The sequence below is a fragment of the Deinococcus fonticola genome (assembly GCF_004634215.1).
Classification (GTDB): domain Bacteria; phylum Deinococcota; class Deinococci; order Deinococcales; family Deinococcaceae; genus Deinococcus; species Deinococcus fonticola.
The window spans coordinates 176,569-195,940 of record NZ_SMMH01000001.1 but is presented as its reverse complement, the minus strand read 5'-3'; the positions used below and the strand labels follow the sequence as shown (position 1 = coordinate 195,940).

General features: G+C 63.7%; 18 protein-coding genes. 6 read left to right on the top strand and 12 right to left on the bottom strand.

Features of this window, described 5'->3' with window-relative positions:
• Positions 1-81: 81 nt before the first annotated feature.
• Positions 82-1,107, top strand: coding sequence for a hypothetical protein (locus E5Z01_RS01000; RefSeq protein WP_135227660.1), 1,026 nt, complete (start codon positions 82-84; stop codon positions 1,105-1,107).
• Positions 1,108-1,155: 48 nt separating this feature from the next.
• On the opposite strand, the gene hisS is transcribed toward E5Z01_RS01000, so the two are convergent.
• The gene (gene hisS / locus E5Z01_RS00995) at positions 1,156-2,454 is read right to left on the bottom strand and encodes a histidine--tRNA ligase (protein WP_135227659.1); all 1,299 of its coding nucleotides are present in this window, start codon (positions 2,452-2,454) and stop codon (positions 1,156-1,158) included.
• 288 nt (positions 2,455-2,742) lie between these two features.
• Positions 2,743-3,126, bottom strand: a complete 384-nt coding sequence (locus E5Z01_RS00990; RefSeq protein WP_135227658.1) for an IPT/TIG domain-containing protein — start codon at positions 3,124-3,126, stop codon at positions 2,743-2,745.
• Between the two features lie 34 nt (positions 3,127-3,160).
• On the opposite strand from E5Z01_RS00990, the gene E5Z01_RS00985 reads away from it, so the two are divergent.
• On the top strand, positions 3,161-4,117 hold the full coding sequence (locus E5Z01_RS00985; RefSeq protein ID WP_420810822.1) for a diacylglycerol/lipid kinase family protein: 957 nt from the start codon (positions 3,161-3,163) through the stop codon (positions 4,115-4,117).
• A gap of 109 nt (positions 4,118-4,226) precedes the next feature.
• Here the strand turns inward: E5Z01_RS00985 and E5Z01_RS00980 are convergent, their stop codons facing one another.
• Positions 4,227-4,520 carry a hypothetical protein gene (locus E5Z01_RS00980; RefSeq protein WP_135227656.1) on the bottom strand — a complete coding sequence of 98 codons (294 nt, stop codon included), beginning with the start codon at positions 4,518-4,520 and terminating at the stop codon, positions 4,227-4,229.
• Positions 4,521-4,572: 52 nt separating this feature from the next.
• Between E5Z01_RS00980 and E5Z01_RS00975 the strand changes: the two genes are divergently transcribed.
• Positions 4,573-5,613 carry a tyrosine-type recombinase/integrase gene (locus E5Z01_RS00975; RefSeq protein WP_240738114.1) on the top strand — a complete coding sequence of 347 codons (1,041 nt, stop codon included), beginning with the start codon at positions 4,573-4,575 and terminating at the stop codon, positions 5,611-5,613.
• 123 nt (positions 5,614-5,736) lie between these two features.
• On the opposite strand, the gene lnt is transcribed toward E5Z01_RS00975, so the two are convergent.
• Positions 5,737-7,179 carry an apolipoprotein N-acyltransferase gene (lnt, locus tag E5Z01_RS00965; protein ID WP_135227654.1) on the bottom strand — a complete coding sequence of 481 codons (1,443 nt, stop codon included), beginning with the start codon at positions 7,177-7,179 and terminating at the stop codon, positions 5,737-5,739.
• A 72-nt stretch (positions 7,180-7,251) separates the two neighbouring features.
• On the opposite strand from lnt, the gene E5Z01_RS00960 reads away from it, so the two are divergent.
• Positions 7,252-7,956 (top strand): metallophosphoesterase family protein, encoded by a 705-nt coding sequence (locus tag E5Z01_RS00960; RefSeq protein ID WP_135227732.1) that lies wholly within the window; start codon positions 7,252-7,254, stop codon positions 7,954-7,956.
• A 21-nt stretch (positions 7,957-7,977) separates the two neighbouring features.
• Here the strand turns inward: E5Z01_RS00960 and E5Z01_RS00955 are convergent, their stop codons facing one another.
• The 8 genes from E5Z01_RS00955 to fsa all read right to left on the bottom strand — a co-directional run bounded on the left by E5Z01_RS00955 (position 7,978) and on the right by fsa (position 14,990).
• Complete coding sequence (locus E5Z01_RS00955; protein WP_135227653.1) at positions 7,978-9,141, bottom strand: alanine--glyoxylate aminotransferase family protein; 1,164 nt, start codon at positions 9,139-9,141, stop codon at positions 7,978-7,980.
• 109 nt (positions 9,142-9,250) lie between these two features.
• Complete coding sequence (locus tag E5Z01_RS00950) at positions 9,251-10,027, bottom strand: alpha/beta fold hydrolase (protein ID WP_135227652.1); 777 nt, start codon at positions 10,025-10,027, stop codon at positions 9,251-9,253.
• Positions 10,028-10,050: 23 nt separating this feature from the next.
• Complete coding sequence (locus E5Z01_RS00945) at positions 10,051-10,785, bottom strand: alpha/beta fold hydrolase (protein WP_135227651.1); 735 nt, start codon at positions 10,783-10,785, stop codon at positions 10,051-10,053.
• A gap of 75 nt (positions 10,786-10,860) precedes the next feature.
• Complete coding sequence (pdxT, locus tag E5Z01_RS00940; protein WP_135227650.1) at positions 10,861-11,469, bottom strand: pyridoxal 5'-phosphate synthase glutaminase subunit PdxT; 609 nt, start codon at positions 11,467-11,469, stop codon at positions 10,861-10,863.
• A gap of 112 nt (positions 11,470-11,581) precedes the next feature.
• Positions 11,582-12,469, bottom strand: coding sequence for a pyridoxal 5'-phosphate synthase lyase subunit PdxS (gene pdxS, locus E5Z01_RS00935; protein ID WP_119761777.1), 888 nt, complete (start codon positions 12,467-12,469; stop codon positions 11,582-11,584).
• Between the two features lie 85 nt (positions 12,470-12,554).
• Positions 12,555-12,947, bottom strand: coding sequence for a response regulator (locus E5Z01_RS00930; protein ID WP_240738113.1), 393 nt, complete (start codon positions 12,945-12,947; stop codon positions 12,555-12,557).
• Between the two features lie 31 nt (positions 12,948-12,978).
• On the bottom strand, positions 12,979-14,253 hold the full coding sequence (gene rho / locus E5Z01_RS00925) for a transcription termination factor Rho (RefSeq protein ID WP_119761775.1): 1,275 nt from the start codon (positions 14,251-14,253) through the stop codon (positions 12,979-12,981).
• The gene (gene fsa / locus E5Z01_RS00920; RefSeq protein ID WP_135227649.1) at positions 14,250-14,990 is read right to left on the bottom strand and encodes a fructose-6-phosphate aldolase; all 741 of its coding nucleotides are present in this window, start codon (positions 14,988-14,990) and stop codon (positions 14,250-14,252) included. The genes rho and fsa overlap by 4 nt, the downstream gene beginning before the upstream one ends.
• Before the next feature lie 693 nt (positions 14,991-15,683).
• On the opposite strand from fsa, the gene E5Z01_RS00915 reads away from it, so the two are divergent.
• Positions 15,684-16,013 carry a DHCW motif cupin fold protein gene (locus tag E5Z01_RS00915; RefSeq protein ID WP_135227648.1) on the top strand — a complete coding sequence of 110 codons (330 nt, stop codon included), beginning with the start codon at positions 15,684-15,686 and terminating at the stop codon, positions 16,011-16,013.
• A 95-nt stretch (positions 16,014-16,108) separates the two neighbouring features.
• Entirely contained in the window at positions 16,109-19,303 is a 3,195-nt protein-coding gene (ileS, locus tag E5Z01_RS00910) for an isoleucine--tRNA ligase (RefSeq protein WP_135227647.1), read from the top strand.
• The last annotated feature ends 69 nt before the right edge of the window (positions 19,304-19,372 follow it).

Below are 19,372 nucleotides of genomic sequence, written 5' to 3'. Positions count from 1 at the left end.
ATCATCCCCCCAAGGACGTTCGCTGTGGGCTTTGTGCTGCTACGCCGCAGTTTGCCCCTTTCTCTTGCACGCGGAGGCCACATGTTCCGTCCCCTGCTCCTGACGCTCGTCCTCAGTGCCCTGAGCGGCCCCGCGCTGGCCGGCCCGCCATCCTCGCTGGTCAACGCCAGTTTCATCGACGGAGCCGAGATCGTGACCAACACCCCGGCGCTCGCGCAGTTCGCGGCCTCGTTGCGTCAGGTCGCGGCCAACGTCAACGGACAGTGCAAGCAGAGTGAGTATGTCGTCTGGCCCAGCCGGGACGGCCTGGAAACACAGTTTCGCCAGGGCCTGGAGAGTCTGAACTACCGTTTCGGGGTACTCACGACCGATAACGAGAACGGTTATGTCATGGCTTTCCAGGCAAAGGGTGCCCAGACGACTCTTGTCGGTCTGTGGGTGGATGTGGACGGCACCACAGTTCTGGGCTGGTGCAGTCTCGCTGCCCTGGCAGCCAACACCGGGGCCCCCTCCACAACTCCGGCGACCTGGCCGGCTTTCGGCACTTTTCAGGTGGGAGACACTGTGCAGTTCTACACCTCCATCGGCTGGAAGCAGGGGATCATCAAGGAGGTCGGGCCGGGGCCAGGGCAGCCCGCCGGCGACCGCTGGCACGCGGTGAAGAAGTACCTGATCACACGCACGGATATCAACAGTGACGGCTGGGAGGAATGGGGCAGCGTGGCCCACCTGAAGAGTGCTCCCTACTGGACTGGATTTTTTGTCGGCGACTGGAAACTGGGGGAGATGATGGCCGTCAACACCAGCGTGAGCGGCAGCACCGAAACCACCACCTTCTCCTACATGACGGCCAGCGACGCGCTTCGTGTGAATGCCGACGGCACTTACGAGTGGAGAAGTTCCTTCGCGGCCACCGTGAAAGGCCGCTGGACGCCCGCCCCGGACGGCCCTGGCATCGTCGTCAAGGACTCCAAAGGCCGCACCTGGACGCTCCGCAATGAGACGAACGAGACCACCGAGCGCATCCGCAAGCTGGAAAGCGCCCGGCTCTACCCCAGTGACCGCAGTGAGATGTCCCAGGTCGCCACCCGTCCCCTGAAGCGCTGAGTCGCCGATGCGTTTCAGGGGACGGGCAGGTTGGGTACAGGGCCTCTTTTATTCTTTCCCGTGCTCCGCGAGGAACGCCACCAGGTCTGACGTCTCGACGAGCGTCTGCTCTCCGGATACCAGGTTCTTCAGGGTAATACCCCCCTGCGCGACCTCATTCGAGCCGATCAGTGCGACCAGGCGAGCGCCCCGGCGTTCGGCGTCCCGGAAGGCGCTGGCGGGTTTCATCGCGCGGTAAGCGAACTCGGCGCGGGCCACACTGCGGGCCGACATGGCGAGCGAAGCGGCGTAAGGCACGTTCTCCTCATCCAGTGCGGCCACGTATAGCAGCGGGCCTTCGGGTGCGGGCAGCTCCACCCCTTCCGCTTCCATGGCCAGGAGAAGGCGCTCGACGCCGAACGCCCAACCGATGCCCGGCACGGCGGCGCCACCCAGTTGCTCGGCCAGGCCGTCGTAGCGGCCCCCGCCCCCCAGCGCGGATTTCGCGCCGACACCCTCGTGGTGCAGTTCCCAGGCGGTGCGGCGGTAGTAGTCCAGACCCCGCACGATACTGGGGTCGATGTCGAATTCGACGTTCCAGTCGCTCAGATACTTCTGCACCTGCTCGAAGTGCGCCCGCGCCTCCTCGCCCAGGAAAGCCAGCATGGGTTTCACGCTCAGCTCAGCGATGAGGTGCTGGTCGCCCTCGCTCTTGCTGTCCAGAATGCGCATGGGGTTGCGTTCCAGGCGGTCTTGCGAGTCGCCGGACAGGCGTTCCCGAACAGGGGAGAACAGGTCACGCAGATACTGGTTGTAGGCCTCGCGGTCTTGCGGGTCGCCGATGCTGCCCAGCTTCACACGCACCTGCTTCAGGCCCAGCGTTTTCACGACCTCGACCATCAGGGCAATCGCCTCGGCGTCCACCAGGGCATCCGTGGAACCCAGCACCTCGTAATCCACCTGGTGGAACTGGCGCAGGCGGCCGCGCTGCTGGCGTTCGGCGCGGAACATCGGGCCATGCAACCACAGTTTCAGCGGCGCGGGCAGTTGCTTGAGGCCGTTTTGCAGGTAGGCGCGGACGATGCCGGCGGTGCCCTCCGGGCGCAGGATGTACCCGCCGTGATCCCCGAAGTAGTACACCGTGAACATCTCCTTGCGGACGATGTCGGTGCTGCCGCCCACGCCGCGCTTGACCAGGTCGGCTTCCTCGAACAGCGGCGTGTCGATGCGCTGAGCGCCGGCGCGCTCCAGCACTGTTCGGGCGGTGTTCACGAGGTGCGCATGCGCCTGGGCGCTCACGTCGAGGGTGAGTTTCGGACTGCCGGCGGGTAAGTGATCTTCAGTGCCTTTCGGGCGGTTAATCGCCATAACCCAGGAAGTCTAAGCGCCAGCAGGGTAAAGGGTCAAAAGGCTTAAGCCAGTCAGCCGTCCTGAACCGTTGCAAAAGTCGCCAAAAAAAGGGAAGAGGCGACCTGGTTTACAGGCCACCTCTTCATCTGATGCAATCTGAAACGACTTATACGGTGCTGCCCTTTACTCCACAAATCCGAAGACGACACCCGAATTTGCTGCGCATTGTCCAGCACCGTATTTTCTCTTACTCACCTCTAGCCCGAAAGAAGAGAACGGCTAACCATTCTCTTCTTCAGAGCCGTATTATTTCTGCGCCTGCTTGATGCTGAACGGCAGACCGTTGGCGGACTGCATGCCGCCTACCACCACGTACAGCCACGAGCCGCCCACCGGGGCGTCGACCGGCACCACGAAGTTGATCTCACTGTCCGTCCAGGACTTGATGGCGGTGTTCGGTACCTTGTACCCGCCGGTGCCTTCCGGGGTGGCCCCCAGCAGGACGTAGGCGGTGTTCATGCCGCCCAGGTAACGGCCCTGCACCGTGACCGTCTCGCCGATCGCGGCGGCCTGAGAGACCTTCACCAGGGTGGGCGGCTGCGTGACGCCCGCCACCGCCGCCTGATTCCGAGGAGCGCACGACGCCAGGCCACCGATCAAAAGTAAAGAAGCAAAGAAGAAACGCTGCATAAGAAGCCTCCGGTAAAGCAGTGTAATGAGTGCAATGACACAGGGTCAAACTCCCCCCGGCCATCTTGACGCACGCCAAACAACACGAATCTTACTGATTATCAACCCCAAAAGTGGTAACGGCGACAGTGGGTTGCCGGAATTCAAGGCATTGCTGCGCCAGGCGGGGGTGGACATCACCGAGCGGGAGCTGGGTTCCGACACCCCTATGGGGGAGTATGTCAAGGATGTCACCTCCTTTCAGGCGGTGGTGGCGGCGGGGGGGGACGGCACCGTCAGCAGTGTCGCCTACGCGACCCGCTACAAGAATGTCCCGCTGCTGGCGTACCCGGCCGGCACTGCCAACCTCATCGCGCAGAACCTCGATCTGCCCAGAGACCCCGCCGAACTCGCCCGCATCCTGCAGGAAGGCCACGCCCTGCGCGTCGATATGGGTGAAGTGGAGGTCAAAGGTGAAAAAAGCGGCTTCTGCATGCTGGCCGGAGCTGGCGCAGACGCCACCATGATCCGTGACAGCGAAGAGCTGAAGGAAAAATTCGGGGCTCTGGCTTACGTCATGAGCGCCATGAAACAGCTCAATCCCAAGAAAACCACCTTTCACCTCGTCATCGACGGTGAAAAGCGCGAATTCGAGGGCATCGGCGTGATGGTCGCCAACTTCGGTATGGCCAACTACCGCCTGCCTATCACCAGCGACATCAACCCCAGCGACGGCCAGTTCACGGTGATTCTCCTGAAAGCCGGCAACATCCTGCGCCTCGTTCCGAACCTGATCGACTCCGTGCGCGCCAAACTGAACCTGGGCGACCCGCTGTTCAGCAGCAACCTCGACACCCTGCAGGCCCGCACCATCGAGGTCGACGCCGTGGAACCTTTCCCGCTTCAGTACGACGGAGAACTGCACGTCGAGACCACGCCCTTCAGCGCCCGCATCCTGCCCGGTGCCATTCGTTTCCTGACGCTGGCCCAGAAGCCCGATCTGGAAACCTGACCCAATCGGCAACAGGCTTATAGAAAGGTCAACAAGGCCTCTCGAAATCATTTCGAGGGGTTTTATACCTGCCGAACGAAATCCAACCAATCCCGGAACTCAGATTCACTCAAGCCCCCTTGGCGCGGTTGCACAACTGACACGCCATAACGAGATTCTCGGCTGATGCAGACAAAATCAACGCTGTCAGTTCATCAACCGTAATATCCACTTTGGCCTGACCACGTGAGCGCCGCTCAATGCTCAGGTTTATGGAACGTGCAGCCTGAGCAGCACGAGCCTTTGGATCGGCTTGATACTTTTTCTTTGCTTGCCTGGCGTAGCAGTCTTTGGCCCTGGGAAACCTAGACAGCGGTTGCTCTTGACCGCACTTCTTACAGCAACGTAATTCAGAGTCAAGCATAAGTGATTATATGTTCTATAATTTCACTTATGGAACATACAGGAGCGCTGAAGTGACCGGGGCGATGGTGCTGGCCTCCAAGTGGTCGAATGCCGCAAACCGCAGGCGCGAGGGCCTGCGCGCCGCCCATGTGCAGGATGCCGCCACGCTGATTGACCTGCTCCACACATTCATGCGCCTGAAGTCCAGCCGGGGTGCTCGGGTCAGCCCGCTGACGCTGGAGCACTACGCAGAATCGGTTCGGCGGTTCCTGACCTTCACCGGCCCGCCCGAGTCACCCACCCGTGCCTTGAATCAACTGTCTGCCGAGGACTTCGAGATGTGGCTGCTGCAGATGCAGTCCGAGGATCTGTCGGCGTCCAGCATCAAGCGCCACCTGTACGGCGTGCGCAACTTAATGAAGGCGCTGGTGTGGGCAAATGTGCTGGACGCCGACCCGTCCGCCGGCATTCGCCCACCTTCCGAGGCGACGCCGGCACACGCCAAGAAAAAAGCCATTCCTGTGGCGAAGTATGCCGAATTGCTCGCCCTGCCCACCAGCCTCCACGCTGAGAACTCCATCCGCGCAAACCGGGACGCGCTGCTGCTGGCGCTGGGCGGCACAGCCGGCCTGCGCGCGGCGGAAATTGTCGGCCTGAATGTTCAGGACGTGGATTTCAGCCTGGAGCAGTTGACCGTTCGGGGCAAGGGTGGCAAACAGCGTCTGGTGCCACTGAGTGGCAGTGTCCTGAAGCTCGTCCGCGCCTGGATAACGTCCAGACAGGCCGTTTCTGCCGAGGGTATCCTTCGTTCGGAGGCGCTGCTGGTATCGCTGACCCACCGAAATTACGGTGGGCGACTCACCACGAAGGGCGGGCGGGATATCGCCAGCACGTATTACCAGGCGCTGGGCCTGCCGCCGGAGATGTGGGGCCTTCATACCTTGCGGCGCACGGCAGGCACGCACCTGTACCGCGCCACACGGGACTTGCACGTGGTGGCGGACTTGCTGGGGCACTCGTCGGTAACGACCTCGGCCATCTACGCGAAGATGGACAGCGAGGTGCGGCGTGAGGCGGTCGAGGCGATGGAGAGATTGCGAGACGACGCTTAGAGCATTTGCCAAAAGAACAGAGTGCTTTTTGTCCGAGCGGCGCGAGTGAATGGAGACGAGCAGGACGAAGAATGGAGTTAGGCGGGGTGCCCTGCCCCGCCTGACGGAATTCGGAGAACTGCTCTAAGCTGTGCGGCGGTACATGAAACCGAGCAGCAGCATGAGCCCGGCGGCCAGCAGCGCCGGGAAGTCGCCCACGCGGTTATAAATGGTCGCGCCACGGAGTTCCCTGAAGCTGACCTGCATGGCGCCCTCTCCCCTGCCGAGCGTGCGGCGTGGGCGGCCCAGGTCGTCAATGCTGGCGGCGATGCCCTGGTTGACGCTGCGCAGCACCCAGCGGCGGTTTTCAATGGCGCGGACGCGGCCCATCATGAAGTGCTGCTGCACGCCCCACCCGGCGTACCAGCCGTCGTTGCTGATGTTCACCAGGACGTTCGCGCCCTTGTTGGTCAGTTGCCGGGCCACCCACGGAAACACGCTGTCGTAGCAGATATAAGCCCCGTAGTTGACGCCGCTGAGCGGCAGGATGTTCAGGGTCTGTGCGGGGGACAGGCTATCGAGAGAAAAGCCCACGGCGTTCTCGATCAGGCGCCAGACGGGGCGCAGGGTGCTATGCAGAGGAAAGAATTCCCCGAAGGGCACAGGGCGGGCCTTGTCGCTCTGGGCGGTGATCTGCTGCCCATCCCAGGCCACGGCCTTGTTGCCTTTGGGGAGCGGAGTGTAAAGGCCGTAAATCCCAGGGCCAGGCACCTGGGGCAATAAACTCTCGTCCAGCACGGCGGTTTCGGGCAGAAAGACGGGAACACCTTCGGGAAGAGGAACTTGTTTCAGTGGACGCAGGTAGACATCGAAAAAATCCTGGGCGCTCCTATTCTCAGCGGCCTTGGAGAACACGTCCACGGTGCTGCGCTCCACGATGGCCTGTCGGGTGGGGCCTTCTCCGGCCGTGCGCGTGACGCCGTAGGCGAGGGCCGCGACCCACAGAACAGCCATGACCCACAGCGGCGCGGCGCGGTGGCGCCAGAAGGTGACGAGGGCCGCCGCCGTCGCCGTGACCAGGGCGCTGGCGAGCAGAACGCCGCCCAGGTCGGCGATCTGGATCATGGGGGTAGGCAGCAACGAGTAGCCCAGCGTGGGCCACGGAAAGGCGAACGGCCCCAGAAACCGCAGGGCTTCGAGCAGTACCCAGCCGCCCGCCAGCAACCACACGCGGGCCAGCACGCTGGAACCGGCCAGGCGGGCCGCGACAAGGGCCATCAGGGCATAGAAACTGCCTTCCAGTGCGAACAGCGCCAGCGCCAGCAGGCCCAGCACCGGCGTCTGGAAAAGGGTGCCCAGGAAGGCGCTGAGCCACCACAGGTGCACGGCGCACAGGCCGCTGGCGGCCCAGAACATGCGCCCGGCGACCTGCCGCGTGTCCCGCCCGTGTGCGACGTGCCACAGCAGCGCCGCGAGGGCCACGGCACTGAGTGCCCCGGTCTGGAGGGGCGGCAGAGTCAGGGCCAGCGCGGCCCCCAGCACCAGGCAGGTCAGGGCGTCGGGAAGGCGGGCGGTTCGCGGCGGCATGCCCCGCATGATACGCAGGCGTGGGGGGAGGGGGTGCGCGGCGGGGGGTTTTCGTTTAGCATGGGCAGCACTTTGAGAGTGGCTTTCATCAGTGACCTTCACGGAAACATTCACGCCCTGACGGCAGTGAAGCGCTTCCTGTCCGAGAACATCGTGAATCAGGTCATCGTGGTGGGCGATCTGGTGGGCTACGGCGCGAGTCCCGGCCCGGTGATCGATTTCGTGCGGCGTGAGGGCTGGCCGGTGGGGCTGGGCAGCAGTGACCTGCGCGTGGCGATGGAGTTCGGCGAGCGCGAGAGCCGCAAGGGCATTGCCGATCAGGTGTTGCAGTGGACGAAAAAGACCCTGGCCCCCGAGCAGTTGGAGTACCTGCGCCGCCTGCCCCCGGGCGGCCGGCTGATGACGCCGGTCGGCAAGGTGCGGTACTTTCACGGCAGTCCGCACGACCCCGAGCAGCGCCTCGACCTGATGGCCAGCGAACGTGAACTGGAAGACCTGGCCGAGCAACTGTCGGCGCGGGTGATCGTGGTGGCCGGGTCGCACGTGCCGTTCATGCGGATGATCGGGGACACGACATTCGTCGATCCGGGCAGCGTGGGCCTCAGTCTGAACCACGAGCCGGGCGCGGACGTGGCGATTATCGATTGCATCGGCCGCAAGCCGAAGGTGATGCTGCACAAGGTGCCTTACGACTACTCCTCCAGCGCCTTCGACATCATGGCCTGGAACCTGCCCGCCGTGATCGCGGACGTGATCCGTACCGGGCGCATGAGCTGAGCGCCCGGGTCATGCGGCGGTTTATACGCTGACGAGTTCGCGTGTCTCCTCTTGCAGATGGTGCTCGTAGCGGTCTGCGAGGTCGCGGTCGCCCAGCAGGTCTCCCAGCGCCGTCATCAGCCTGCGGTAGGGCTCCGGGCGGGCGCTTTCGCCCATCAGGCCCAGGCGCCATATCACGCCGGCAGTTGGCCCCAGGCCGCCGGTGACGCTGATGTCCCGTTGCCGCAGTTGCCCGCGGATTGCCGCGTCGTCAAAGCCTTCGGGGAGGCGCAGGGCCAGCACGGTGGGCAGCCGCTCCTCGGGTCGGCGGACATAGGGGCTAAAACCCAGGGGCTCGAGGGTGCGGGTGATCACGCGGCCCATCTGGCGCACGCGGCGCTGGCGGTGTTCCAGGCCCTCCTCCAAGGCGGCACACAGGGCAGCCTGGAAGGCAAAGTGCAGATTCACCGGGACGGTGTGGTGGTAGGTGTGATCCACCCAGTAGTCGCGCAGGCCGCCCAGGTCGCCGTACCACAGCGGCGTGGGGGTACGCCTGGCCCCGAAGCGGGCGAAGGCGCGTTCACTCACGGCGATGGGCGCCAGGCCAGGAGGCGCCGAGAGGCACTTCTGCGCGCCGGTGTAGGCGTAATCCACCCCCCAGTCACGCATGTGAAAGGGTTCCATGCCGGCCGTGGTCACGGCGTCCACCGTGAAAAGGGCGCCACTTGACCTGACCAGCTCGGCAATTTCCGGCACCGGGTTCAGCACGCCGGTGCTCGTCTCGCCATGAACGACGGCGACCATCCGCACGTCGTCCGTGAGCTGCGCGGCCACGTCCTGGGGCCGGATGGCCTCGCCCAGGGGAGCGGTCACCAGCCGGACTTTCGCGCCGTAACGGGCGGCCATTTCGGCCATGCGCCGTCCGAAACTGCCGTTGGCGCACACCAGCACCTCGTCGCCGGGTTCGACCAGGTTGGCGAATCCGGCTTCCATGCCCAGGCTGCCAGTACCGGCCAGCAGGGCGGTGAAGGTCTCCGGTTCAGTGCCGTACATGACGCGCAGGTCGGCCTGAATGTCGCTGTTCAGGGCGAACACTTCGGGATCCATGTGGCCCAGCATGGGGCGCGTGAGGGCCTGCATGGCGCGGGGGTGGATGGGCGTGGGGCCAGGGGTGAGCAGCACGTGTTCCGTCGGGAAATCACTCATGTCTCCAACAGTGTAGTCCCACTGGAAACACTTTGGCAATTAAGTTGCGTTCTGGACTAGACAGAAGTTATTGGCGTAGATTATATGGCTGGATCTGCAGAAAATATGATCAATTATTGCGTAAGGACTCAAGACGCTTCAGGAAGTCGAGTGTGACCCGGGCCACTTCATGCGGACAGGCATCCGTGAGGGCGTGCGGCGCGCCAGGGATGATCTGCACCTCGGCCTGCGGGACGTGCCGCTGAATTTCACGAATCGTCCAGGCGTGAACCACCGGATCGCGGCCAGCACTGACCAGCAGGGTGGGTAGCGTGACGTTCCCCAGCAGGGGCCCGGTCAGGTGACGGCGCTGATCGTAGGCCAGCAGAAAAAGGCGGCGCACCCCGGGCACCGAGTAGGCATGAAATCCCAGCCGCAGCAGCTCCAGCCGTTCGCGGGGCAGATCGGACAGCAGGCGCAGCAGTTGAATGGGTACGCTGGGGTTCTCGGGGATGCCCGTCGGGGCGCAGGCCACCAGCGCTCCGGCCACACCGGGGCAACGCACTGCCAGGTCGAGGATCACTTCCCCTCCCAGCGAGTGCCCCAAAAGCGCCGCGCCGCTCAGGCCCATCTGCCGCAACCAGGCGGCCAGGTGAGCGGTTAGGTGCTCGATCCGTGTGGGGTAGGCCCACGTTCCCGCACTCCAGCCGTGGCCGGGCGGGTCGTAAACGTAGACCGTGCGTTCCTGCGCCAGTTGGCCCGCCAGGCGCGTGTACATCCACGACGCGCACCCCAGGCCCGGCACGATCACCAGCGGGTCGCCCGCGCCGCCCACCAGTGCGTGGGTGCGCAGGCCATTGACCTCGGTGAAATGAGACTGCCCGAAACAGGAAGACCCGTTCCCCAAGGGCCTCTCCTCTGAAAGCCAGGTCAAGACTCTTGACCTTCATGCAGGAATGTCAGCACCGCGCGGTTGAACTGCCTTGGCGCGTCCACCATTACCACATGCCCCGCGCGGGGAATCTCCAGGTACCGCGCTCCCGGAATGCCGTCTGCCAGGGCGCGGCCCAGGCGGCTGGGAATCACGACGTCCCGCTCTCCCCAGATCACCAGCGTTCGCGCCTTCACCTGCGCCAGGCGAGGGCGCACGTCGTCTGCCAGCACGCCCACGCCACTGCGCCACAGGTTCGGCAACCCCGCCCGGCCCGAATCGAACAGGATGCGCGGCAGGAACGAGGGCCGGCCCGTCAAGCCCGCCTGGGGCAAGCGTAGCGCCATACGCCAGGGCGGGCCTTTGAGCAGGCCGCTCGCACACGCCAGCACCAGGTGAGACACCCGCTCGGGCTGCTGCTCGGCCAGTCTGAGCGCAAGGTGACCGCCCATGCTGTGCCCGATCAAGGCGGCGCCTTGCAGGTTCAGCGCCTCCATCCAGGCTGAGAGCAATTGCACATCTCCTTCGACCCCCAGCGCCTTTTGCCGCCGCCCGTGGCCGTACCCCACCAGGTCGAGCAGGTACACCCGGCGCTTCAGCGCCAGCACCGGCACGTTGTAGCGCCACCAGCCCGCCGAGCCACTCAGGCCATGAATCAGGACGATGGGGTCTCCCCTGCCGGTGCTGCGGTAATGAAGCTTCATCCCGCCCTGCTGAAAGGAATGAACTTCCATCCCTGCAAGATAACCTAAGGTCGGAGGGTGTCTGGTAGAGCAAAAAGTAATGTTACTAAGTGAAAAGATTCATGATTATACCGGCATGTGAGTTTTTTGTTTCTTTGAGCAAAGCTCGAAAAAGACTGCATGCAGTCGCGCATCCTCGCTCAGTTCTGGGTGAAACGAGGACGCCAGTACCCGTCCCTGACGCACCAGCACGGTTTGCCCTTCCCAGTCGGCCAGCACTTCCACATCCGGGCCAACCCGCGTGAAAACCGGGGCACGAATGAACACTGCCGGGAAGCATCCCTCCAGGCCCTTTACCGAAATGTCCGCCACGAACGAATCCACCTGTCGCCCGAAGGCATTGCGCTGAATGGTCACGTCCAGCACCGCCAGGCTGGGTTGAGCGCCCAGGTGAGGACTCACACCCTCCACCGTGTTCGCCAGCAGGATGGCTCCGGCACAGGTGCCCCACAACGCTCCACCAGACGTGTGAAACGCCCGCACGGGTTCCCACAGGTCAAAATCCGTCATCAGACGGCACATGGTGGTACTCTCTCCACCCGGCAGGATCAGCCCATCCAGGCCGTCCAGTTCACCCGCCAGACGTACCTCACGGGTCTCTGCGCCAAGAGAACGGAGCATCTGCACGTGCTCCCGAAACGCCCCCTGAAGGGCCAGAACGCCTATTTTGGTCATTGTTGCTCCTGAGAATAAGGTGCGGGTGGCAGGTTGAAGGTGACTGGAAACCCGGGCTTTGAGCCGCCCCCAGCACTTCTTGGCAACCTGCCACCCACTTTCTGGGTTCCTCTTACCACCCGCGCGTGGCGAGGCGTTCTTCGGGGATGAGTTCGTCGATGTTGATGCCGGTCATGGGGGCGCCCAGGTCTTCACTGACTTCGGCGAGAATGTCGGGGTTCTGGTAGTGCGTGACGGCCTTGACAATGGCCTGGGCGCGGCGTTCGGGGTTGGCACTCTTGAAGATGCCGCTGCCGACGAATACACCGTCCAGCCCCAGTTGCATCATCAGCGCGGCGTCGGCAGGCGTGGCGATGCCCCCGGCAGCAAAGTTGACGACCGGCAGTTTGCCGTGCTCATGCACGTACTTCACGAGTTCGTAGGGGGCCTGCAGGTCACGGGCCACCGTCATGAGTTCCTCGGCGGGGCGCGACTGGATGGCGCGGATGTCGCCCAGCACGGTGCGGGCGTGGCGAACGGCCTCGATGACATTGCCGGTACCGGCTTCGCCCTTGGTGCGGATCATGCTGGCCCCTTCGCCCACGCGGCGCAGGGCTTCGCCCAGGTTCTTCGCGCCGCACACGAACGGCACCGTGAAGCCGTCCTTGAGGATGTGGAACTGCTCGTCGGCGGGCGTCAGCACCTCCGACTCGTCGATGAAATCCACGCCGATGGCCTGGAGAATCTGGGCCTCCACGAAGTGACCGATACGGACTTTGGCCATGACGGGAATACTGACGGCCGCGATGATCTCTTTGATCATGCTGGGGTCGCTCATGCGGGCCACGCCGCCGTCCTGACGGATATCGGCGGGCACGCGTTCCAGCGCCATCACGGCGGTGGCGCCGGCAGCCTCGGCAATGCGGGCCTGGTCGGCGGTCACGACGTCCATAATGACGCCGCCCTTGAACATTTCGGCGAACCCTTCTTTGACGCGGGGAGAACCAGTCTGTGAAGTCATGCAAGCAGAATAAAAAAGAAGCGGCCCTCTGATAAGGGCCAGTTTCTCGACGGAAAAGGGGTCAACTTTTTCAGGATTCTGTTTTTCAGGATTCTGGCGCGGCCTGCTCGCGGATCAGGGCGACCAGTTGAGCCGGGCGAAACGGCTTGACCAGGAAGGCGCAGCGGTGACCGGGAAAGTGCGGCACGTCCTCCTCGCGGTTGAGGCCGGAGAGGTAAACCACTGGCGGCAGGGCCTCCCCCAGGATGTCGTGCAGGCATTTGACGGTCTCGAAACCGTCGAGCGGCGCCATCAGCACGTCCATGACGATCACGTCGAAAGGCTGACGCTGGCGGGCCAGTTTCAATGCCTCGTTACCGCTGATGGCGGTGGTCACACTGAAGCCCTGAAGGCTGAGGCTCAATTCCAGCAGGTCAAGGATCTGGCGGTCATCGTCCACCACTAGCAACTGCAATGCAGAGGCGGGAAAAGGCGTCACCTCCGGCCCCTCCCGCGGCTTGCCCTCACGGTCACCCGCCAGTCAGCGAGGCCAGGAATTCCACATTGTTGCGCGTCTTGCCCATGCGCGTGAGCAGCATTTCCATGGCGTCGGCGGGATCCATGTCGGAAATGACCTTGCGCAGCAGCCACATTTTCTTCAGCACCTCGGGTTGCAGCAGCAGTTCCTCGCGGCGCGTGCCGGACTTCAGGATGTCCAGCGCCGGGAAAATGCGGCGTTCTTCCAGGCGGCGCGAGAGAACCAGCTCAGCATTGCCGGTGCCCTTGAATTCCTCGAAGATCACGTCGTCCATGCGGCTGCCGGTCTCGACCAGCGCGGTGGCGAGAATGGTGAGGCTGCCCCCCTCGCGGATATTGCGGGCAGCCCCTAGGAAGCGCTTGGGCCAGTGCAGGGCGTTGCTGTCCAGACCACCTGAGAGCGTGCGGCCAGTCGGGGGCGTCACCAGGTTGTTGGCGCGGGCCAGGCGGGTGATGCTGTCGAGCAGAATGACCACGTGGCCGCCCTCCTCCACGATGCGGCGGGCACGTTCGTGCACGAACTCGGCCACGCGCACGTGATGCTGCGGCGGCTCGTCGAAGGTGCTGGCAATGACCTGCGCGCCCTGCACGCTCTCGCGGAAGTCCGTGACCTCCTCGGGGCGCTCGTCGACCAGCAGCACCATGACGGTCACGTCCGGGTAGTTCTTCACGATGCTGTTGGCGATTTTCTTGAGCAGCGTGGTTTTCCCCGCTTTAGGCGGCGCGACGATCAGCGCACGCTGGCCCCGGCCAATCGGCACCAGCAGGTCGACGACGCGCAGGCTCAGGCCGTCGTCCATGCCCGGGTCTTCCAGCACAAGTTGCGCGTCCGGGAAGGTGGGCGTCAGGTCATCGAATTTCGGGCGCTGGCGGGCGGCGTCCGGGTCGAGACCGTTGACCGCCTCCACCCGCACCAGCGAACCGAAGCGCTCGTTCTCGCGCGGTTTGCGGGCGCGGCCGATGACCTCGTCGCCGGTGCGCAGGTGAAACTGCTTGATCAGGCCCGCCGTGACCAGCACGCTGCGGCTCTGCGGATCGAGGAGGTCGGCCTGCAGGAAGCCGTAGCCGTCGGGGCTGATGTCCAGGTAACCCCGCGCCAGGATCTGCCCTTCGGCGTCGGCCTGGTGCTTCATGATCGCCAGCGCCAGCGCGTCCTTCCTCAACTTGCGGTAATTCTCGATGCCCAGCCCGGCAGCGATCAGGTGAAGCTCCGGCAGGATCTTCTGCTGGAGTTCGTGGAAGGGCAGGGTGTCTCGGGTGTCGGTCACTGCTTCGAGCCTCCCTGCGTGGGTTGCCCCTGCGGGGTGACGCCGCCGGCCTGCGGGTTGGTGCCGGCTTCACTGGCCGGCGTTTCGGGGCTCGCACCTGCACGTTTGGCCCAGTCCTTCATGAAGCCGTCCAGGCCGGCCTGGGTCAGCGGGTGCTTGATCATCTGCGTGAACACCTTGTAAGGGATGGTCGCCACGTCGGCCCCTGCCAGCGCGGCCTGCTGCACGTGCATGGGGTGGCGGATGGACGCGGCCAGCACCTTGGTCTGAATGTCGCCCAGCACGTAGGCTTCCTTGATCTGGCGGATCAGTTCGATGCCGTCCCAGCCGATATCGTCCACGCGCCCGGCGAAGGGGCTGATGTACGTCGCGCCCGCACGCGCTGCCAGCAGGGCCTGAGGCACGCTGAAGCACAGGGTGACATTCGTTTTGATGCCTTCGCGTGTCAGGGCCTTGCACGCCTGCAAGCCGGCGGGTGTCAGGGGCAGTTTCACCACCACGTCCTTGTGCCAGGCGGCGACCTCTTTACCTTCTTTGATCATGCCCGCCGCGTCCAGCGAGGTGACTTCGGCACTGATCGCCCCGCCCACCATCTCGGCGATTTCCAGCACCACCTCACGGAAGTCGCGCCCGGAAGCCACGATCAGGCTGGGGTTGGTGGTCACGCCCGACAGCACGCCCCACTCGTTGATTTCGCGGATTTCGTCGACGATCGCCGTATCGATAAAAAATTCCATGTCACACGTCCTTTTCAGCAACAGGCGGAAAGCCGGTTACGCGCTCACCCACCCGTCGGCTGTCCTGAGTCCCTCCAGCATACCCCTTCATGTCACGAGGACGCCAACCGAATTGCCCAGTCAAAACCGGGCTGCACCGTCAGATCAAAGAGCCAAACAGGTTGCTTCCCAGGAGGCTTGAACTGTCTCGCACCCGGTGCCGTTGCCCGGCCTTTCCATCAACACGCCTCAACTGTCTGCGGGCTGTTGACATGGACAACTCAGCCAGCCGAACATTGACCCGCACGGCCCGAAACCCTACGATGGAAGAAGCCCTGAAATTCGGGGTGAACAGTTTCAAGGCGAACGCGAGGACAGTAAGCCTGGAACCGGTGCAGCAGCGAGTCAGGGACGGTGAGAGCCTGACGCATACGGCCAGAGCTGAACATCACCTCCCGCGCCGACGGAAGAAAAGGCCCCTGAGTAGACCCGTCCGTACACCCCGCGACAGAGGGCCGCAACGAGACCCGCAAGGGTGAAGTTGGGTGGTACCACGCAAAGCAGACATGCCGCGTCCCAGCAAACAGGCTGAGGCGCGGCTTTTTTTTATTCCTTTTTCGTTCGACTCCCGTTCTGGCCGCCAGTCCGCCTTGCCACCATGCGAATGACACGGCCCTGGCCTGCGCCGACCACCTGCTCACCGGAGTTCCACCTATGAAAATGACGGATATTCCCTTCGGCACAACCCACTGGGATCGCATTCCAGTGACCGAACACCCCGGCGAGACGGGCCGGGCTTTCTGGCGCACCCGACACTTCGGCGAAATTCGCGTCCGGATGGTGGAGTACACGCCCGGCTACCTCGCCGATCACTGGTGCAGCAAAGGCCACATCCTCCTGGTGCTGGAAGGCGAACTGGTCACGGAATTGCAGGACGGACGGGAATTTACCCTGACGCCTGGAAGCAGTTACCAGGTCGCCGACGGCGCTGAACCGCACCGATCAAGAACCGCGACAGGAGCGAAGTTGTTCATCGTCGATTAGATACGCCGACTGAACAGCGCAGGTTCCCGGATGACCTCCCCTTGGCGTGACCGCCCCTTTTTTCTTGAACCCTCAACCCCCTAGACGGAGGAGATATGACTTCAACCACCACGCTTTTTAAGCCCGTGCAGCAGAATCCCAGTTTTCCGGAGATGGAGCAGGCCACCCTGAAGTGGTGGGCTGACCACAAGATCTTCGAGCGGAGTCTGGAGCAGACCCAGGGCGGGCCGCTCTACACCTTCTACGAGGGGCCACCGACCGCCAACGGTTTGCCGGGCATTCACCACGTGGAAAGCCGCAGCCTGAAAGACCTGTTCCCGCGCTTCAAGACCATGCAGGGGTATCACGTGCCGCGCAAGGCCGGCTGGGACACGCACGGCCTGCCGGTCGAGCTTCAGGTGGAGAAACTGCTGGGCCTGGCCAGCAAGCGCGACGTGGAGGCTTACGGCATCGAGAAATTCAACGCGCAGTGCCGCGAAACGGTGTTCGAGTACGAGGCGGAATGGCGCAAGTTCACCCAGCGCATGGCCTTCTGGGTCAACCTGGATGAGCCTTACATGACACTGCACCGCGACTACATCGAGAGCATCTGGTGGAGCGTCAAGGAACTGGACAGGAAGGGCCTGCTGTACAAGGGGTTCCGCGTGGCCCCGTACTGCCCGAAGGACGGCACGACCCTCAGTAACGCCGAGGTTTCGGACGGGTACAAGGACATCCAGGATCCCAGCATCTATGTGACGTTCGACCTGAAGGAACCCGAGAAACTGGGATTGCCGCAGGACACGGCGTTTCTGGTGTGGACGACGACGCCGTGGACGCTGCCTTACAACGTGGGCGTGGCGATTCACCCGGAGTTCGAGTACGTGGCCGCGAAGGACAAGGACGGCAGGACGCTGATCCTCGCATCCACGCTGAAAAACGAGGTGCTGGGCGAGGAAGCCGAAGTGGTCGACACCTTCAAGGGAACCGAACTGGAGGGGCTGACCTACTCTCCCCTGTTCACCGAGGCGTATGAAGCCGAGGGGGAAGGGAAACCCGTTTACGCCGCTGGTTTAGACACCTACGTGAGCGATTCGGACGGGACGGGCATCGTTCATACCGCGCCCAGTTTCGGTGAGGACGACATGCGCCTGGGCCGCAAGTACGGCTGGCCGGTGCTGGTGGGCGTGGACAGTGAAGGGAAGCACCGTTTCGGCCCTTGGAAGGGCGTGTTCTTCCGGGACGCGAACACCGACATCATCCGTGACCTGCGTGGGCGGGGCTTCATGTGGAAGGAAAAGAATTTCGTCCACAGTTACCCGCACTGCTGGCGCTGCGGCACGCCGCTGATGTACTACGCGACGGAAAGCTGGTACATCAACAACACCAGCAAGAAAGAACGTCTGATCGAACTGAACCAGACCATCGACTGGCACCCGGAGCACATCAAGAATGGACGGTACGGCGGGTGGCTGGAGAACCTGATCGACTGGAACATCAGCCGTAACCGTTACTGGGGCACGCCGCTGCCCGTGTGGGAGGCCGAGGACGGCGAGTACCGGGTCATCGGCAGTTACGAGGAACTGGCGGAACTGAGCGGGCGCGAGGACGTGCGCTCCGAGGCCTTCGACCCGCACCGGCCGTTCGTAGACGACGTGACTTTCGAGCAGGGCGGCAAGACCTTCAGGCGCGTGCCGTACGTGATGGACGTGTGGTACGACAGCGGCTCGATGCCCTTCGCACAGCACCACTATCCCTTCGAGAACAGGGAAATGTTCGAGAACGGGGGGTTCCCGGCGGATTACATCAGCGAGGCGATTGACCAGACGCGCGGGTGGTTCAACAGCCTGCACCAGATCGGCACGATGGTGTTCGACTCGGTGGCCTACAAGTCGGTGATCTGCGCGGGGCACTTCCTGGACGAGAAGGGCCTGAAGATGAGCAAGAGCAAGGGCAACATCCTGAATCCCTGGGAGGTATTCGACGCGTACGGCGCGGACGCGGCCCGCTGGTACACCTACGTGTCCGCGCCGCCCGAGCTGTCCCGCCGCGTCGGCGTGAACGTAATCGGGGAAGCCTTCCGCTCTTACTTCCTGACCCTGTGGAACACCTACAGCTTCTTCGTGCTGTATGCGAACCTGGATAAACCTGACCTGAGCGCGGCGCCCCCCGTCAGCGAGCGCCCCGAGGTGGACCGCTGGCTGGCCGCGCAGACGCAGACGCTGATCGTGGCGGTCACGGACACCCTGAACAACTACGACCCGACCGGAGCCAGCCGGGCCTTGCAGGAGTTCGTGGTGGAAGACCTGAGCAACTGGTACGTGCGCCGCAACCGCCGCCGCTTCTGGACGGGCGACGGCAACGTGGATTTGAGTGCCTACGCCACCCTGCACTCCGCGCTGGTGACGGTTACGCAACTGACTGCGCCGTTCACGCCGTTCCTGGCCGAGGAGCTGTACCAGAACCTCGTTCGCAGCGTGGACGCAGGTGCGCCGCAGAGCGTTCACCTCAGCCAGTGGCCGGCCCTGGACAGTGCTCTGGCTGCCCCGACGCTGGTGGATGAGATGAGTGCGGTGCTACGCGTCGTTTCGCTGGGCCGCGCGGTTCGCGGACAGACGGGCCTGCGTCAGCGTCAGCCCCTGCCGAAAGTGCTGCTCAGGGCACGTACCGCCGGGCAGACTGCCAGCCTGGGCCGCTTCGCCGAGCAGATCAAGGAAGAATTGAACGTCAAGGAAGTCGAATTGCTCGATCAGTACGCGGAACTGGTGACTTACCAGCTGCGCCCGAACCTGCCTGTGCTGGGCAAGAAGTTCGGCAAGGAAGTCCCGAAGGTGCGTGCCGCGCTGCAGGCCGCCGACGCTTCCGAGGTGGCCCGCTTCGTGCGTGACGGGAAATTCTTTGAAGTGGTTACCGAAGCCGGTGAACGCTTCGAACTCGGGCCGGATGAAGTGCTCGTGGACGCCAAATCCCCTGAAGGGTATGCCGCGCTGGAGGAAGCCGGGTATCTGGTGGCCTTCGACACGGCGCTTACCCGTGAACTGGAACTGGAGGGCCTGGCCCGTGACTTGGTGCGCGGCATTCAGGACGGACGCAAGAAAGCCGGGTTCGAGGTCTCCGACCGCATCACCCTGCACCTCGACCTGAGCGGGGACGCCCGCGCCGCCGCCGAGGCGTGGCAGGAGTACATCATGTCCGAAACGCTGGCGGAAGTCATGGAATTCGGTCAGGCAGGCGGTTTCGCCGCTGAAGTCGAGGGCGGCGCGGCTTACCTGGCGAAACTGGAACGCGACGGCAGCACCACCGGCATCTGAAACTCAAGCTGAGCGGGGAGGGGAAGCGTCCTCTCCCCTTTTTCGTCCTGATGGCTGTCAATGTCCACA

Bases quoted from the DNA above. Each gene is read 5' to 3' on its own strand.
- E5Z01_RS00985 (WP_420810822.1), top strand. From the start codon at position 3,161: ATGACACAGGGTCAAACTCCCCCCGGCCATCTTGACGCACGCCAAACA.
- E5Z01_RS00955 (WP_135227653.1), bottom strand. From the start codon at position 9,141: ATGAGTGATTTCCCGACGGAACACGTGCTGCTCACCCCTGGCCCCACG.
- pdxT (WP_135227650.1), bottom strand. From the start codon at position 11,469: ATGACCAAAATAGGCGTTCTGGCCCTTCAGGGGGCGTTTCGGGAGCAC.
- E5Z01_RS01000 (WP_135227660.1), top strand. From the start codon at position 82: ATGTTCCGTCCCCTGCTCCTGACGCTCGTCCTCAGTGCCCTGAGCGGC.
- ileS (WP_135227647.1), top strand. From the start codon at position 16,109: ATGACTTCAACCACCACGCTTTTTAAGCCCGTGCAGCAGAATCCCAGT.
- fsa (WP_135227649.1), bottom strand. From the start codon at position 14,990: ATGGAATTTTTTATCGATACGGCGATCGTCGACGAAATCCGCGAAATC.
- hisS (WP_135227659.1), bottom strand. From the start codon at position 2,454: ATGGCGATTAACCGCCCGAAAGGCACTGAAGATCACTTACCCGCCGGC.
- E5Z01_RS00945 (WP_135227651.1), bottom strand. From the start codon at position 10,785: ATGGAAGTTCATTCCTTTCAGCAGGGCGGGATGAAGCTTCATTACCGC.
- E5Z01_RS00915 (WP_135227648.1), top strand. From the start codon at position 15,684: ATGAAAATGACGGATATTCCCTTCGGCACAACCCACTGGGATCGCATT.
- pdxS (WP_119761777.1), bottom strand. From the start codon at position 12,469: ATGACTTCACAGACTGGTTCTCCCCGCGTCAAAGAAGGGTTCGCCGAA.
- E5Z01_RS00990 (WP_135227658.1), bottom strand. From the start codon at position 3,126: ATGCAGCGTTTCTTCTTTGCTTCTTTACTTTTGATCGGTGGCCTGGCG.
- E5Z01_RS00980 (WP_135227656.1), bottom strand. From the start codon at position 4,520: ATGCTTGACTCTGAATTACGTTGCTGTAAGAAGTGCGGTCAAGAGCAA.
- lnt (WP_135227654.1), bottom strand. From the start codon at position 7,179: ATGCCGCCGCGAACCGCCCGCCTTCCCGACGCCCTGACCTGCCTGGTG.